The organism is Achromobacter sp. JD-1 (assembly GCF_038594925.1).
Classification (GTDB): Bacteria; Pseudomonadota; Gammaproteobacteria; order Burkholderiales; family Burkholderiaceae_B; genus Achromobacter; species Achromobacter spanius_C.
In genome coordinates, this window is the sequence record NZ_JBCGCS010000003.1 from 94,883 (window position 1) to 109,773 (window position 14,891).

Below are 14,891 nucleotides of genomic sequence, written 5' to 3' on the forward strand. Positions count from 1 at the left end.
CCGATCAGATGTGCGTGATGAATTTCGTGACGAGGTAACCGTCAAACGTTTCCAGGCCGCCTTCGCTGCCGATGCCGCTGTCCTTGATGCCACCGAACGGCGTCTCGGCCAGCGCGCTGCCAAAGTGGTTGATGTTGACCATGCCGGCTTCCAGGCCGTTCGACACCTTGGTTGCCGTCTTCAGCGAGTTCGTGAAGACGTACGACGACAGGCCGAACGGCAGGCTGTTGGCGCGGCGCAGCACTTCATCGGTGTCCTTGAAACGGACCACCGGCGCCACGGGGCCGAAGGGTTCTTCGGTCATCAGCATCGAGTCGTCGGGCAATTCCGTCACGACCGTGGGGGCGAAGAAGAAGCCCTTGCGGTCCAGCGGGCCGCCGCCGACCACGACCTTGCCGCCATGCTTCTTGGCGTCGTCGATGAAGGCGCTCATGGCGGGCACGCGGCGTTCATGCGCCAGCGGGCCCATGTCGGTACCGGCTTCCAGACCGTCGCCTACCTTGATGTTCTTCAGCACGTCCGAGAAGCGCGCCAGGAACTGTTCGTAGGCGCCTTCCTGCACGTAGAAGCGGGTGGGTGACACGCAAACCTGACCGGCGTTGCGGACCTTGAACTTGGCCAGCATTTCAGCGGCGCGGTCGATGTCGGCATCGTCGAACACCAGCACGGGCGAATGGCCGCCCAATTCCATGGTGACGCGCTTCATGTGCGCGCCGGCCAGCGCGGCCAGTTGCTTGCCCACCGGCACGGAGCCGGTGAACGACACCTTGCGCACGATCGGCGAACGGATCAGATAGTCGGAAATCTTGGCGGGCTCGCCCCAGACGATGTTCAGGCAGCCCTTGGGCAGGCCGGCGTCGTGGAACATGCGGGCAATCGCCATGACGGCGCTGGGCGAATCTTCCGGACCCTTCAGCACCACCGTGCAACCGGCGCCGAGCGCGGCGGCAATCTTGCGGATGGCCTGGTTGTACGGGAAGTTCCAGGGCGTGAACGCGGCGCACACGCCGATGGGTTCACGCACGACGAACTGGCGCACGTCCGGGTTGCGGGGCGGGACCACGCGGCCGTAGATGCGGCGGCATTCTTCGGCGTGCCAGTCAGCGTGTTCGGCGCAGGAGGTAACTTCGCCCACGGCTTCGGCCAGCGGCTTGCCCTGGTCCAAGGTCATGTTGCGGCCGATTTCCTTGGCGCGCTCACGCGACAGCGTGGCCACCTTGCGCAGGATGGCGGAACGATCCATGGGAGAAGACTTCTTCCACGATTCGAACGCGCGCTGGGCGGCGGCTAGCGCACGGTCCAGATCCGCTTCGGTGGCGTGAGGCAGCTGGCCAAGCACTTCCAGCGTGGCCGGGTTGATGACGTCCTGGGTGCGCCTACCCTCGCCGGAGATGAATTCGCCGTCGATATACAGCGCCAACTGTTCATACATGCCTGTCGTTCCTTGCGAAATAGAAGTGGAGTGCGATCGCGATCGCCCACGCCAGTCTAAACCAGCTTGCGCGTGGCGGGGAGGTCCAATCCGCATCCCGAGATTGGAGCCAATCCACGGGCCGAGCCTTGCAAGGCCATGCATGCTTGGACACAATGGGGCCCTCTTACGCAGCCTGATTCCATCCCCATCGTGCAACCCGTTGATGCGCCGCTTCCCGGCAACAAACCCAGTCTGTATTCCCGCCTGCTGTTTCGCTTTATCGATTGGTTGCGCCACCGGATAGCACGGGCATCGCTGGTGGGCGACAAGCCGATCTTCCAGAACAGTCAGTTCTCGTGGATTCCAGAATTAGAGGCCCGCACTCCGGCGATCCGTGCCGAACTCACCGAATTGCTGGCCGAACGTCAGCATCTGCCGGCGTTTCACGAGATATCCCCGGACGTCGGGATGATCACGTCCGACGACCAATGGAAGACGTTTGTATTCATGGGCTACGGTCTGCGTTCCGAGCGCAACCTGGCGCGCTGCCCGGAGACCGCCCTCGCCCTGCAGGGCATACCCGGTATTCGAAGCGCGTTCTTCTCGATACTGGAACCGGGCAAGCGCATTCCGCTGCACACTGGCCCCTACAACGGCGTACTGCGCCTGCACTTGGGCCTGGTCGTACCGGAACCTGCCGAACGGTGCTGGATCGAAGTCGGGGACGAACGCTACCACTGGCAGGAAGGTCAGGCGGTGGTGTTTGACGACCTTTATCCCCATCAGGTCCACAACGATACGCCAGGCCTGCGGGCCGTGTTGTTTGTCGACTTTGAACGCCCCTGCCGGGTTCCGGTAAAATGGCTGAATCGCCTGGTGCTCAGAGCGGCCCCGTTCACGGATGAAATCCGTCGCGGCAAGGCCAATCATGACGCCTGGGAGAAGGGCTACTACCGTCAGAAATAGGGGCGGATAGCTCGAAAACCGTTCCCCTTATAGGGGAGCGTGGTCTTTTGTGCGTCATTCCAACAAAGTGCTTGCGCTCAAAAATTAACCACGCTAGAATGATCAGCTTTCCCAGATTGTCGATTGAGTTAAGGAACGTTTAGCCCTAAAAGCTAGCTTCTGAATTCGTCGTGTTGGGGGAATACCCGCAGGATTTCAACCCAGGGTCGTTGCGTTGCCAACCCGTTGCAGAGGTAGAGCGAAAGCTCTAGGTCTACAACACAAAAGCAGGGCGGCAGACCTGACGGGACCAAAACTGGCAGGAATTGCAGAGTTCCTCGGGGGGAAAACCCCGGGAAAACAGTATTTCCAGTTAAGTTGGAACAGGAAAAATCATGATCCAAATGCAGACCACGCTGGACGTGGCCGATAACACTGGTGCGCGTCATGTCATGTGCATCAAGGTGCTCGGTGGCTCCAAGCGCCGTTATGCCGGTATCGGCGACATCATCAAGGTGAGCGTCAAAGATGCGGCTCCGCGCGGACGCGTCAAGAAAGGCGAAATTTACAATGCCGTGGTGGTTCGTACCGCCAAGGGCGTGCGCCGTAAAGACGGTTCGCTGATTAAGTTCGGTGGCAATGCCGCCGTATTGCTCAACGCCAAGCTGGAGCCCATCGGCACCCGCATCTTCGGACCCGTTACGCGCGAATTGCGTACCGAGAAGTTCATGAAGATCGTGTCGTTGGCCCCGGAAGTGCTGTAAGGAGCCCTACGATGAACAACATTCGTAAAGGCGACGAAGTCATCGTCCTGACCGGCCGCGACAAGAAGCGTCGCGGTACCGTGCTGGCGCGTGTTGATGCCGACCACGTCCTGGTCGAAGGCGTCAACGTTGCCAAGAAGCACGTGAAAGCCAACCCGATGGCTAACAACCCGGGCGGGATTGTCGAAAAGACCATGCCGATCCACATCTCGAATGTGGCGCTCTTCAACCCCGCAACCGGTCGTGGCGACCGCGTGGGCGTTCAAGAAGTCGACGGTCGCAAGGTCCGCGTGTTCCGTTCCAATGGTGCCGTTGTCGGCGCCAAGGCGTAAGGGGCGATAGACATGTCTCGTTTGCAAGATTTCTACAAGAGCAAGGTCGCTGGCGACCTGCAGGCCAAGTTTGGCTACAAGAGCGTCATGGAAGTGCCGCGCATCACCAAGATCACCCTGAACATGGGTGTCTCGGAAGCCGTGTCCGATAAGAAGGTTATCGAACACGCGGTGTCGGACCTGACCAAGATCGCTGGCCAAAAGCCTGTCGTGACGAAGACCAAGAAGGCTATCGCCGGTTTCAAGATCCGCGAAAACTACCCGATTGGTTGCATGGTCACGTTGCGTGGTCAACGCATGTACGAATTTCTGGATCGCCTCGTTGCGGTCGCGCTGCCTCGCGTGCGCGACTTCCGTGGTATCTCGGGTCGTGCGTTCGACGGCCGTGGCAACTACAACATCGGGGTGAAAGAGCAAATCATTTTCCCCGAAATCGAGTACGACAAGATCGACGCGCTGCGTGGGCTGAACATCAGCATCACCACCTCCGCGAAGACCGACGAAGAAGCCAAGGCGCTGTTGACGGCCTTCAGCTTCCCGTTCCGTAACTAAGGGGCTGATGACGTGGCTAAACTTTCCCTCATCAATCGCGACATCAAGCGCGCCAAGCTGGCTGACAAGTTCGCTGCCAAGCGCGCTGAGTTGAAGGCGATCATCGACGACCAGTCGAAGACCGACGAAGAACGTTACCAAGCTCGGCTCAAGCTGCAACAGCTGCCGCGCAATGCCAATCCGACGCGCCAACGTAACCGTTGCGTGGTCACCGGTCGTCCGCGCGGTGTGTTCCGCAAGTTCGGCCTGACGCGTCACAAACTGCGTGAAATGGCGATGAAGGGCGAAATCCCCGGCATCACCAAGGCCAGCTGGTAGGAGATACATTATGAGCATGAGCGATCCCATCGCCGATATGCTGACCCGCATTCGCAATGCGCAGCAAGTGGACAAAGTTACGGTGAGCATGCCCTCCTCGAAGCTGAAGGCGGCTATTGCCGCTGTGCTGAAAGACGAAGGCTACATCGACAGCTTTGAAATCAAGGGCACCCAGGCCAAGCCTGAGCTCGAGATCACCCTGAAGTACTACGCTGGTCGTCCGGTTATCGAGCGCATTGAACGCGTTTCGCGCCCCGGTCTGCGTATCTACAAGGGCCGTACCAGCATTCCTCAGGTCATGAACGGCCTGGGCGTGGCTATCGTTTCGACCTCGCGCGGCGTCATGACCGACCGTAAGGCTCGCGCCAACGGCGTCGGCGGCGAAGTGCTTTGCTACGTGGCCTAAGGAGAAATTCGAATGTCACGTATCGCTAAGTATCCGGTCGAACTGCCCAAGGGTGTCGAAGCTGACATCAAGCAGGATCAGATCACCGTCAAGGGCCCGCTGGGTTCCCTGACTCAAGCCCTGACTGGCGACGTCACGGTTGCGATGGACGAAGGCAAGCTCACGTTTGCCGCCGCCAACGAAACTCGTCACGCCAATGCCATGTCGGGTACCGTGCGCGCTCTGGTTGCCAATATGGTTACCGGCGTGAGCAAGGGCTTCGAGCGCAAGCTGACCCTGGTTGGCGTGGGTTACCGCGCCTCGATCCAAGGCGATGCCGTTAAGCTGCAGCTCGGTTTCTCGCACGACGTTTTGCATCAGTTGCCGGCCGGTATCAAGGCCGAATGCCCCACCCAGACGGAAATCGTCATCAAGGGCGCCAACAAGCAAGTCGTCGGTCAGATGGCCGCTGAAATCCGCGCGTACCGCGAACCCGAACCCTACAAGGGCAAGGGTGTGCGTTACTCGGACGAACGCGTCGTCATCAAAGAAACCAAGAAGAAATAACGGCGCACGCAAGGACGAATCATGGACAAAAAAGTTTCCCGTTTGCGTCGTGCGGTTCCGACCCGCCGGAAGATCAACGAGCTGCGCGTTCACCGCCTCTCGGTCTTCCGCTCGAACCAGCACATCTACGCCAACATCATTTCGCCGGAAGGCGATCGCGTTCTGGTCAGCGCCTCGACGGTGGAAGCCGAAGTGCGTGCGCAACTGGCCGGCCAAACCGGTCAGGGTGGCAACACTGCCGCTGCGACGCTGGTTGGCAAGCGCGTGGCCGAAAAGGCCAAGGCTGCCGGTATTGAACTGGTCGCTTTCGATCGCTCGGGCTTTCGTTACCATGGCCGCGTGAAAGCGCTGGCCGATGCCGCGCGTGAAGCCGGCCTGAAGTTCTAAGCGAGGATCTGTCAAATGGCTAAAGTACAAGGCAAGAACGCCGCGGAAAAAGAGAACGATGACGGCCTCCGCGAAAAGATGATCGCGGTCAACCGCGTGAGCAAAGTGGTCAAGGGTGGTCGCACCATGAGCTTTGCCGCGCTGACCGTGGTTGGCGATGGCGATGGTCGCGTCGGCATGGGTAAGGGCAAGGCGCGTGAAGTGCCGGTGTCCGTCCAGAAGGCAATGGAACAGGCCCGCCGCGGCATGTTCAAGGTTGCCCTGAAGAACGGCACGCTGCACCACACCGTGGTTGGCAAGCATGGCGCCGCTACCGTGCTGATCTCGCCGGCTGCTGAAGGTACTGGCGTTATCGCCGGCGGCCCGATGCGCGCTATTTTTGAAGTGATGGGTGTGCGTAACGTGGTTGCCAAGAGCCTGGGCTCGAGCAACCCCTACAACATGGTTCGCGCCACGTTGAATGGTCTGCGCGCTTCCCTGACCCCGGCCGATGTTGCTGCCAAGCGCGGCAAGTCGGTCGAAGAAATCCTGGGGTAAATCATGGCTCAGAAGCAGATCAAAGTGACCCTCGTGCGCTCCGTGATCGGTACCAAGCAATCGCACCGTGACACGGTTCGCGGTTTGGGCTTGGGCCGTATCAACAGCAGCCGCGTGTTGGTCGATACGCCCGAGGTGCGTGGGATGATCCGTAAGGTGGATTATCTCGTTTCCGTCTCGGAAGCCTAAGGAATCACCATGTCGGATATGCAACTTAATTCGCTGAAGCCCGCTGAGGGCAGCAAGCACGCCAAGCGCCGCGTCGGCCGTGGTATCGGTTCGGGTCTGGGTAAAACCGCCGGCCGTGGCCACAAAGGTCAGAAGTCGCGCTCGGGCGGTTTCCATAAGGTTGGCTTCGAAGGCGGTCAAATGCCGCTGCAGCGTCGTCTGCCCAAGCGTGGTTTCACCCCGCTCGGTCAACACCTGTACGCCGAAGTCCGTCTGTCGGACCTGCAAGCCCTGCCCATCGACGAAATCGATGTGCAAGTGCTCAAGGCGGCTGGCGTGATTGGCCAGGCGGTTCGTTACGCCAAGGTCATCAAGTCGGGTGAACTCTCGCGCAAGGTCGTGCTCAAGGGCATTACCGCGACGGCCGGCGCTCGCGCCGCCATCGAAGGCGCGGGCGGCTCGCTTGCTTGATCATGAGGTGACGAGTGGCTAACGCGCAGGCATTGGGCAAAACCGGAGCACGGTACGGTGATTTGAAGCGCCGTCTTGTGTTCCTGGTGCTCGCTCTGGTGGTTTACCGTTTGGGTACACACATCCCCGTACCGGGTATTAATCCGGATGCGCTGGCGGACTTGTTCCGTCAGAACCAGGGCGGGATCCTGGGCCTGTTCAACATGTTCTCGGGTGGGGCGCTCTCGCGTTTCTCGATTTTTGCCCTGGGGATCATGCCGTACATTTCGGCATCCATCATCATGCAGTTGATGTCGGTGGTGGTGCCGTCGCTGGAAGCGCTCAAGAAAGAGGGCGAAGCCGGTCGTCGGAAGATTACCCAATACACCCGCTACGGCACAGTCGTGCTGGCGCTGGTGCAAGCAGTGGGCATTTCGGTAGCGTTGGAGTCCCAACAGGGACTGGTGATCGATCCGGGTATGCTGTTTCGCTTCACGACCATTGTGACTTTGGTCACCGGCACCATGTTCGTCATGTGGCTGGGTGAACAGATCACGGAACGCGGTCTGGGCAACGGGATTTCCATCCTGATCTTCGCAGGTATCGTTGCGGGTCTGCCCGCGGCGCTGGCTGCACTGTTGGACCTGGTCCGCACCAACGCGATGTCCGTGCTTTCGGCACTGTTCATTGTGGCTCTGGTGGTGCTGGTTACCGCTTTTGTGGTGTTCGTGGAACGCGGACAGCGCAAGATCACGGTGAACTACGCCAAGCGTCAGGTCGGCAACAAGGTCTACGGTGGTCAAAGCTCGCATTTGCCGCTGAAGCTGAACATGGCAGGGGTGATTCCGCCGATTTTCGCATCGTCGATCATTCTGTTCCCGGCCACGATCACGAGCTGGTTCTCCAGCAGTGAGAACATGCGCTGGCTTAGTGACCTGGCTGCGGCCCTGTCGCCTCGTCAACCGCTCTACATCACGCTGTACTCCGTCGCGATTATTTTCTTCTGCTTTTTCTACACGGCTCTGGTGTTCAACAGCCGCGAAACGGCGGACAACCTGAAGAAGAGTGGTGCGTTTGTTCCGGGTATTCGTCCGGGCGAGCAAACGGCGCGCTACATCGACAAGATCCTGATGCGTCTGACGCTGGCGGGTGCCTTGTACATCACTTTGGTGTGCCTGTTGCCTGAATTCTTGGTGATGCGCTGGAACGTTCCCTTCTACTTCGGTGGTACGTCTCTGTTGATTATTGTGGTGGTGACGATGGATTTCATGGCACAGGTTCAGGCCTACATGATGTCTCACCAGTACGACTCGTTGCTCAAGAAGGCCAACTTCAAGGGCGCGGGTTTGCCGATGCGGTAAGCAAAAGAATGTCCAAGGACGACGTCATTCAGATGCAAGGCGAGGTTCTTGAGAACCTCCCGAACGCGACATTTCGCGTCAAGCTCGAAAACGGCCACGTGGTGTTGGGCCATATTTCCGGCAAGATGCGTATGCATTACATCCGGATCCTGCCGGGTGACAAGGTCACAGTGGAGCTCACGCCCTATGATCTGACGCGAGCCAGGATAGTTTTCCGCTCCAAATGAGCGGAACCGGATTACGGAAAATTAGGAGTCAACCATGAAAGTAATGGCATCGGTTAAGCGGATCTGCCGCAACTGCAAAGTTATCAAACGTCACGGCGTGGTGCGTGTTATCTGCACCGACCCGCGTCACAAGCAGCGTCAAGGCTAACTCGGGTTAGCGACTACGCAACAGATTTATTCAAGGAATAGTCATGGCCCGTATTGCTGGCATTAACATCCCGCCGCAACAGCACGCCGAGATCGGACTGACCGCCATTTTTGGCATTGGTCGTACGCGCGCTCGCAAAATCTGCGAAGCGGCAAACGTACCCTTTGACAAAAAGGTCAAGGATCTGAACGACGCTGAATTGGAACGCGTCCGCGAACATGTTGGTTTGTTCACGGTTGAAGGCGACCTGCGTCGTGAAGTACAGCTCTCGATCAAGCGTTTGATCGACCTGGGAACCTACCGCGGTATGCGTCACAAGCGCGGTTTGCCCGTGCGCGGCCAGCGCACTCGCACCAACGCCCGGACCCGTAAGGGCCCGCGTCGTGCTGCTGCGTCCCTGAAGAAATAATCGAGGAACTGGATTATGGCGAAAGCTTCCACCAGCGGCGCTTCGCGCGTGCGCAAAAAGGTTAAGAAGAACGTCTCGGACGGCATCGCGCACGTTCACGCTTCGTTCAACAACACCATCATCACCATCACCGACCGTCAGGGCAACGCTTTGTCGTGGGCCACTTCGGGTGGTGCTGGTTTCAAGGGTTCGCGTAAGTCGACCCCGTTTGCCGCGCAAGTCGCCGCTGAAACGGCTGGCCGCGTCGCGCTGGAATACGGCATCAAGACGCTGGAAGTGCGCATCAAGGGCCCCGGTCCTGGCCGCGAATCGTCTGTCCGCGCGCTGAACGCGCTGGGCATCAAGATTTCGTCCATCGCCGACATCACGCCCGTTCCGCACAACGGCTGCCGTCCGCCGAAGCGTCGTCGTATCTAAAGGGAATCCACATGGCACGTTATATTGGACCCAAATGCAAGCTCTCGCGCCGCGAGGGTACTGACCTGTTCCTGAAGAGCGCCCGTCGCTCGCTGGATTCCAAGTGCAAGCTGGATTCCAAGCCTGGCCAACACGGCCGCACTTCGGGTGCCCGCACTTCCGACTACGGCCTGCAGCTGCGCGAAAAGCAAAAGCTGAAGCGCATGTACGGCGTGCTGGAAAAGCAATTCCGCAAGTACTTCGCTGAAGCAGAGCGTCGCCGTGGCAACACGGGCGAAACCCTGATCCAGCTGCTGGAATCGCGCCTGGACAACGTCGTCTACCGCATGGGCTTCGGCTCGACGCGCGCCGAAGCTCGCCAGTTGGTCAGCCACCGCGCCATCGAACTGAACGGCCACACGGCTGACATCGCTTCGATGCTGGTCAAGGCTGGTGACGTCATCTCGATCCGCGAAAAGGCCAAGAAGCAAGGCCGTATCAAGGAATCGCTCGACCTGGCCACCAGCATCGGCATCCCCCAGTGGGTGGAAGTCGACACGACCAAGCTGACCGGTACGTTCAAGTCGGCTCCCGATCGCGCTGACGTCGCTCGCGACATCAACGAATCGATGGTCGTCGAACTGTACTCGCGTTAATCAGGTCTGCCGGCGCCTCCTTCGCAGGTGTGCCGGCTACTGGTCCCGCGACCCGTTTGCACGTCTCGCAGCAGCCCGCTTTCCGCCTTTTGGTGGGGCGGGCTTTGCGGTAAGTATCGGCCGGCGTTTTCGCGCCGCCCGAGTTTCATGTTTCACCCTGTCCATCAGCCTTATCGGTGTAACGAGCCGAGGGTATTGAAAAGGAACACAGTAAATGTCCACTCAAGGTTTTCTGAAGCCGCGCTCCATTGAAGTCGAACCGGTCGGCACGCACCATGCCAAGATCGTGATGGAGCCGTTCGAGCGTGGCTACGGTCATACTCTGGGCAACGCCCTGCGCCGCATCCTGCTGTCTTCGATGACCGGCTACGCGCCGACCGAAGTGCAAATGACGGGCGTGGTGCACGAATATTCGACCATCCCGGGCGTTCGCGAAGATGTCGTCGACATCCTGCTGAACCTGAAGGGCGTGGTTTTCAAGCTGCACAATCGCGACGAAGTGACCCTGGTTCTGCGCAAGACCGGCGCGGGCACCGTGCTGGCCAGCGACATCGAGCTGCCGCACGACGTCGAGATCATCAACCCCGGCCATGCCATCTGCAACCTGACGGACGCAGGCAAGCTGGAAATGCAGATCAAGGTTGAGAAGGGCCGTGGCTACGTGCCGGGCAACGTGCGCGCGCTGTCGGAAGACCGCACCCACACCATCGGCCGCATCGTTCTGGACGCTTCGTTCAGCCCGGTTCGCCGCGTCAGCTACGCGGTGGAAAGCGCCCGTGTGGAACAGCGCACCGACCTGGACAAGCTGGTTCTGGACATCGAAACCAACGGCGTGATCTCGCCCGAGGAAGCGGTGCGCCAGTCGGCTCGCATCCTGATGGACCAGATCTCGGTCTTCGCCGCGCTGGAAGGTGCTGGCGATTCGTACGAAGCGCCGGTCCGCGGCACGCCGCAGATCGACCCGGTCCTGCTGCGTCCGGTCGACGATCTGGAACTGACCGTGCGTTCGGCCAACTGCCTGAAGGCCGAAAACATCTACTACATCGGCGACCTGATCCAGCGTACCGAAAACGAGCTGCTCAAGACCCCGAACCTGGGTCGCAAGTCGCTCAACGAAATCAAGGAAGTTCTGGCTGCGCGTGGCTTGACCTTGGGCATGAAGCTCGAGAACTGGCCGCCCCTGGGCCTGGAGCGTCCCTAAGCTTTAAACGGGTGGCGCCCTGGCAACGGGGCGTCTCCTGCAACGCCCGGCAACCCCGTCGGGCGGTTTGCGAATTCGTCGTAAAATGCACCGTTTTCTACCGGACCGCAGCCTGATTGCAGGTTGATAGAAGAGCCGGCAACCCGATGGCGAACGCCATCTTTAGATTCAAAGGAAACTTATCATGCGTCACGGTAATGGCTTGCGTAAGCTCAACCGCACCAGCAGTCACCGTCTTGCCATGTTCCGCAACATGGCCGTTTCGTTGATCACTCACGAAGCCATCAAGACCACGCTGCCGAAGGCGAAAGAATTGCGCCGCGTCATCGAACCCCTGATCACGCTGGGCAAAGAGCCCACGCTGGCGAACAAGCGTCTGGCATTTGCCCGTCTGCGCGATCGCGATGCGGTGGTGAAGCTGTTTGCCGAAATCGGCCCGCGCTACGCGGCCCGTAACGGTGGCTACACCCGCGTGCTGAAGATGGGCTTCCGTCAAGGCGACAACGCTCCCATGGCTTTCATGGAACTGGTTGATCGTCCGGAAGTTGATGAAGCCGCTGAGGACAGCGCCGAATAAATTCGGTTGCTAGATAAGCGACAAGGGCGGGTCTTCGGACCCGCCCTTGTTTTATTTGCGCTGGGCATTTGCGTGTCCGGCGTTGGCGCATCCGCCTCGCGCTTCAAATCAGGACGCGTGCAGTTCCCCGCGCAATTGCGCGGCAGTGGCCGCCAGCACCTCCTGAGGCGGTTGTGGCGGCATCTTGAACGTCAGGTTCTGCTGTTCGATGTACGCCGTGGACGTGACGTCCTGCGTGTGGTGCATGGGAATGACGTGCGCGTGGGAGTGCGCCACGTGTATGCCGGTGAAGGCGAAGCCCACCCGTTCCACGTCGTACAGGCGCTTCATGTGGCGGCCCAGCTTTTGCCCCAGATTCACGATGTGCCCCGCCAGGTCGGCCGGCATGTCCTCGAAGTACGGGTAATGCTGCTTCGGAATGATCAGCGTGTGTCCCGGCCGCACGGGTTGGATGTCCAGGAAGGCCATCAAACGCTCGTCTTCATGAATGATGTGGGCGGGAATCTCGTGCCGGGCGATCCGGCAGAACAGGCATTGGTCTGGCATGCGGGCCTCGTGAAAGCGGGTGGCATGATGGCGGCGTCGATACGGCAGCAGATGCAGGCTGCGGCGGTCCGAGCGCGGATTTTCAGGCCGGGACTCGACAACCGGCGTTCGGCGCAATACCGATAAAATACCCCGAGTTACATCCCACAAGGGTATCTCAAGGAGCTTCCATGTTGCGCGATGACGACGTCGTGCTGGTCATCAGCAATGCGCCTGATCTCTTGCTGGCCAAGCGCATCGCGCATGTGCTGGTTGAAGACGGATTGGCCGCATGTGTGAACCTTGGCGCGCCGGGCCTGTCCATCTATCTGTGGAACGGAGAGGTCGAGGGGACGGAAGAAGTCCCCATCCACATCAAGACCACCTACGCGCGTCATCAGGCTGTTGTTCAGGCCCTGGCGCAGATGCATCCCTACGATGTGCCCGAAATCATTGTGCTGCCGGTAATCGGCGGCGCCGCACCCTACCTGGATTGGGTTCGCGAGCAGACGGCCGTCAAGCAAACCAAGAGAGAATAATGTTGCAACTTGCCGGTATCGTCGGTGCGCCGGGGCGCCCGATTCATGCCATCCGCGCGGCGCGCGCCTTGATCTGGCGCAGCCTGGTGTTGCTGGCGACGGCGCTGTTGCTGCTGACCTGGCAAGCGGCCGCGCAGGCCGAAACCGAGTTCCTGGAACCCGAAAAGGCGTTCGTGTTCAGTGCGCGGATGGCCGCGCCCGATACCTTGGAACTGCATTACAAGGTCGCGCCCGGCTACTACATGTACCGTGAGCGCTTCGGCATCACGATCAGCCCGATCGGCGCCACCACATTGGGCGACGCGGTCTACCCCAAAGGCGAGGTCAAGTACGACCCGACCTTTGAAAAGGACATGGAGGTCTTTCACAAGGATGTGATGATCCGCGTGCCGGTCGGCGCGGGCGGGCAGCCCTTTACCCTGATCTTGACCGGGCAGGGCTGCGCGGATGCTGGCCTGTGCTATCCGCCCATGGACAGCAGCGTCAAGCTGACTCCGGTTGCGGGCGGTTATGCGCTGGCGGGCGGGTCGGCCGGAACAACAGGACAAGCGATACAAGACGGACAGGCCACGTCGGCCCCCGCATCCACGGGCCTGAGCGCACTGGTCAATGCTGGCGACACCGGCCTGGCCGATGCGTTGGGTGGCCTGGGCTGGGCCAAGACGGCTGGCGTGTTCCTGATTCTGGGCTTGTTGCTGGCGTTCACGCCCTGCGTGTTGCCGATGATTCCCATCCTGTCGTCGATCGTGCTGGGCGGCGCAACGCAGGCCCGGCCCTCGCGTGGGCGCGGCCTGGCCTTGGCGGCGATGTATGTGCTGGGCATGTCAGTGGTCTACACCGCGCTGGGCGTGGCCGCCGGCTTGAGCGGCGCCGGCCTGGCCGCCTGGTTGCAGACCCCGTGGATCCTGACGCTGTTCGCCATCCTGCTGACCGTGTTGGCGCTGGCGATGTTTGATGTCTTCACGTTCCAGATGCCGTCAGGCGTGCAGGCCAAGCTGTCCGAGCGCTCGTCGCGCGTTCCAGGCGGCCGCTACACCGGTGCGCTGGTGATGGGCGCTTTGTCAGCCCTGATCGTCGGGCCTTGCGTTGCCGCGCCGCTGGCCGGAGCGCTGTTGTATATCTCGCAGACGGGCGACGTGGTGCTGGGCGGCTCGGCCCTGTTCGCCATGGCCTGGGGCATGGGCGTGCCGTTGTTGATCGTGGGCGCATCGTCGGGCGCCTTGCTGCCCAAGGCCGGCCCCTGGATGGACGGCGTCAAGCGCCTGTTCGGGATGCTGCTGCTGGCGACGGCGTGGTGGATGCTGATACCGGTGGTGCCCACCTGGGTGCAGATGACGGGCTGGGCCTTCCTGGCAGTTGTTTCGGCGGTGATGCTGCGCGCGTTTGATGCCTTGCCCGACGGCGCCGGTGCCGGACGCATGTTCGGCAAGGGGCTGGGGCTGCTGCTGGCGCTTGCCGCTGCCGCCTGGCTGGTGGGCGCGGCCAGCGGCGGGCGCGACGTGCTGCAACCCTTGTCGCATCTGGCCGCGCGTGCCGACGCATCCGTGGGCACGGCCGTCACTAAAGGCGAGCTTCAGTTCACCCGCGTGCGCAACAACGCGGAATTGGATGCGCTGCTGGCGCAGAGCACCCAGCCGGTCATGCTGGATTTCTATGCCGACTGGTGCGTGTCGTGCCGCGAAATGGAGCGGTTCACGTTTACCGATCCGGGCGTGGCGCAGCGCATGTCGGGCATGTTGTTGGTGCAGGCTGACGTCACCGCGAACAACGCCGACGACCGGGCCTTGCTCAAGCGCTTCCGGCTGTTCGGCCCGCCGGGCATCATGTTCTTTGAACCGGGCGGCAAGGAATTGCCGGACGCACGCGTCGTCGGTTTCCAGGACGCCAAGCGCTTCACCCAATCGTTGGACAAGGTGCTGGTGCGCTGACGACGGGCGATATACCATGGCGGCTGCGCCGCGTGGGCGGCGCATCCCACTCCCATCAGGCCTGCGCCCGTGACGTCCCCAACAGTTGATGCAAGCCAAGACCGA

Annotated in this window: 23 protein-coding genes; 21 read left to right on the forward strand and 2 right to left on the reverse strand. The window is 60.7% G+C overall.

The features are described 5' to 3' along the window. Positions 1 to 4: 4 nt before the first annotated feature. Positions 5 to 1,432: an NAD-dependent succinate-semialdehyde dehydrogenase gene (locus tag WBR68_RS06060; protein ID WP_046807447.1), complete on the reverse strand. Its 1,428-nt coding sequence runs from the start codon at positions 1,430 to 1,432 to the stop codon at positions 5 to 7. A gap of 192 nt (positions 1,433 to 1,624) precedes the next feature. On the opposite strand from WBR68_RS06060, the gene WBR68_RS06065 reads away from it, so the two are divergent. The 19 genes from WBR68_RS06065 to rplQ all read left to right on the forward strand — a co-directional run bounded on the left by WBR68_RS06065 (position 1,625) and on the right by rplQ (position 11,794). Continuing rightward, the gene (locus tag WBR68_RS06065) at positions 1,625 to 2,380 is read left to right on the forward strand and encodes an aspartyl/asparaginyl beta-hydroxylase domain-containing protein (protein ID WP_230693716.1); all 756 of its coding nucleotides are present in this window, start codon (positions 1,625 to 1,627) and stop codon (positions 2,378 to 2,380) included. A gap of 374 nt (positions 2,381 to 2,754) precedes the next feature. Continuing rightward, entirely contained in the window at positions 2,755 to 3,123 is a 369-nt protein-coding gene (gene rplN, locus WBR68_RS06070) for a 50S ribosomal protein L14 (protein WP_046807446.1), read from the forward strand. A gap of 11 nt (positions 3,124 to 3,134) precedes the next feature. Continuing rightward, on the forward strand, positions 3,135 to 3,455 hold the full coding sequence (rplX, locus tag WBR68_RS06075) for a 50S ribosomal protein L24 (RefSeq protein WP_006216530.1): 321 nt from the start codon (positions 3,135 to 3,137) through the stop codon (positions 3,453 to 3,455). Between the two features lie 12 nt (positions 3,456 to 3,467). After that, a complete protein-coding gene (gene rplE / locus WBR68_RS06080) occupies positions 3,468 to 4,007 on the forward strand; it encodes a 50S ribosomal protein L5 (protein WP_006216529.1) in 540 nt (179 codons plus the stop codon). Positions 4,008 to 4,019: 12 nt separating this feature from the next. Beyond that, positions 4,020 to 4,325 carry a 30S ribosomal protein S14 gene (rpsN, locus tag WBR68_RS06085; RefSeq protein WP_006216527.1) on the forward strand — a complete coding sequence of 102 codons (306 nt, stop codon included), beginning with the start codon at positions 4,020 to 4,022 and terminating at the stop codon, positions 4,323 to 4,325. Positions 4,326 to 4,335: 10 nt separating this feature from the next. Continuing rightward, entirely contained in the window at positions 4,336 to 4,731 is a 396-nt protein-coding gene (rpsH, locus tag WBR68_RS06090) for a 30S ribosomal protein S8 (protein ID WP_006216525.1), read from the forward strand. A gap of 12 nt (positions 4,732 to 4,743) precedes the next feature. Then, positions 4,744 to 5,277 carry a 50S ribosomal protein L6 gene (rplF, locus tag WBR68_RS06095; protein WP_050448297.1) on the forward strand — a complete coding sequence of 178 codons (534 nt, stop codon included), beginning with the start codon at positions 4,744 to 4,746 and terminating at the stop codon, positions 5,275 to 5,277. Between the two features lie 21 nt (positions 5,278 to 5,298). Further along, positions 5,299 to 5,664, forward strand: a complete 366-nt coding sequence (gene rplR / locus WBR68_RS06100; RefSeq protein ID WP_006227039.1) for a 50S ribosomal protein L18 — start codon at positions 5,299 to 5,301, stop codon at positions 5,662 to 5,664. 15 nt (positions 5,665 to 5,679) lie between these two features. Continuing rightward, complete coding sequence (rpsE, locus tag WBR68_RS06105) at positions 5,680 to 6,201, forward strand: 30S ribosomal protein S5 (RefSeq protein WP_006216521.1); 522 nt, start codon at positions 5,680 to 5,682, stop codon at positions 6,199 to 6,201. Positions 6,202 to 6,204: 3 nt separating this feature from the next. Continuing rightward, positions 6,205 to 6,390: a 50S ribosomal protein L30 gene (gene rpmD / locus WBR68_RS06110; RefSeq protein ID WP_006216520.1), complete on the forward strand. Its 186-nt coding sequence runs from the start codon at positions 6,205 to 6,207 to the stop codon at positions 6,388 to 6,390. A 9-nt stretch (positions 6,391 to 6,399) separates the two neighbouring features. Continuing rightward, on the forward strand, positions 6,400 to 6,840 hold the full coding sequence (gene rplO, locus WBR68_RS06115) for a 50S ribosomal protein L15 (RefSeq protein WP_006216519.1): 441 nt from the start codon (positions 6,400 to 6,402) through the stop codon (positions 6,838 to 6,840). 14 nt (positions 6,841 to 6,854) lie between these two features. Next, entirely contained in the window at positions 6,855 to 8,180 is a 1,326-nt protein-coding gene (gene secY, locus WBR68_RS06120; RefSeq protein WP_050448298.1) for a preprotein translocase subunit SecY, read from the forward strand. 8 nt (positions 8,181 to 8,188) lie between these two features. Then, positions 8,189 to 8,407 (forward strand): translation initiation factor IF-1, encoded by a 219-nt coding sequence (gene infA, locus WBR68_RS06125; RefSeq protein WP_003806927.1) that lies wholly within the window; start codon positions 8,189 to 8,191, stop codon positions 8,405 to 8,407. Between the two features lie 34 nt (positions 8,408 to 8,441). Then, positions 8,442 to 8,555: a 50S ribosomal protein L36 gene (rpmJ, locus tag WBR68_RS06130; protein WP_003806928.1), complete on the forward strand. Its 114-nt coding sequence runs from the start codon at positions 8,442 to 8,444 to the stop codon at positions 8,553 to 8,555. A gap of 43 nt (positions 8,556 to 8,598) precedes the next feature. Continuing rightward, positions 8,599 to 8,964 carry a 30S ribosomal protein S13 gene (rpsM, locus tag WBR68_RS06135; protein ID WP_006216517.1) on the forward strand — a complete coding sequence of 122 codons (366 nt, stop codon included), beginning with the start codon at positions 8,599 to 8,601 and terminating at the stop codon, positions 8,962 to 8,964. A gap of 15 nt (positions 8,965 to 8,979) precedes the next feature. After that, complete coding sequence (rpsK, locus tag WBR68_RS06140; protein WP_006216516.1) at positions 8,980 to 9,381, forward strand: 30S ribosomal protein S11; 402 nt, start codon at positions 8,980 to 8,982, stop codon at positions 9,379 to 9,381. Between the two features lie 11 nt (positions 9,382 to 9,392). Further along, positions 9,393 to 10,016: a 30S ribosomal protein S4 gene (rpsD, locus tag WBR68_RS06145; protein ID WP_006389633.1), complete on the forward strand. Its 624-nt coding sequence runs from the start codon at positions 9,393 to 9,395 to the stop codon at positions 10,014 to 10,016. A 214-nt stretch (positions 10,017 to 10,230) separates the two neighbouring features. Further along, a complete protein-coding gene (locus WBR68_RS06150) occupies positions 10,231 to 11,217 on the forward strand; it encodes a DNA-directed RNA polymerase subunit alpha (RefSeq protein ID WP_006216514.1) in 987 nt (328 codons plus the stop codon). 184 nt (positions 11,218 to 11,401) lie between these two features. Then, on the forward strand, positions 11,402 to 11,794 hold the full coding sequence (gene rplQ / locus WBR68_RS06155) for a 50S ribosomal protein L17 (protein WP_006389635.1): 393 nt from the start codon (positions 11,402 to 11,404) through the stop codon (positions 11,792 to 11,794). A 108-nt stretch (positions 11,795 to 11,902) separates the two neighbouring features. On the opposite strand, the gene WBR68_RS06160 is transcribed toward rplQ, so the two are convergent. Continuing rightward, positions 11,903 to 12,340 carry an HIT family protein gene (locus tag WBR68_RS06160; RefSeq protein WP_230693717.1) on the reverse strand — a complete coding sequence of 146 codons (438 nt, stop codon included), beginning with the start codon at positions 12,338 to 12,340 and terminating at the stop codon, positions 11,903 to 11,905. A 170-nt stretch (positions 12,341 to 12,510) separates the two neighbouring features. Here WBR68_RS06160 and cutA point away from each other — a divergent pair, with 170 nt between their 5' ends. Continuing rightward, positions 12,511 to 12,858 (forward strand): divalent-cation tolerance protein CutA, encoded by a 348-nt coding sequence (gene cutA, locus WBR68_RS06165; RefSeq protein ID WP_050448300.1) that lies wholly within the window; start codon positions 12,511 to 12,513, stop codon positions 12,856 to 12,858. After that, positions 12,858 to 14,786: a protein-disulfide reductase DsbD gene (gene dsbD, locus WBR68_RS06170; protein WP_230693718.1), complete on the forward strand. Its 1,929-nt coding sequence runs from the start codon at positions 12,858 to 12,860 to the stop codon at positions 14,784 to 14,786. The genes cutA and dsbD overlap by 1 nt, the downstream gene beginning before the upstream one ends. Positions 14,787 to 14,891 lie beyond the last annotated feature (105 nt).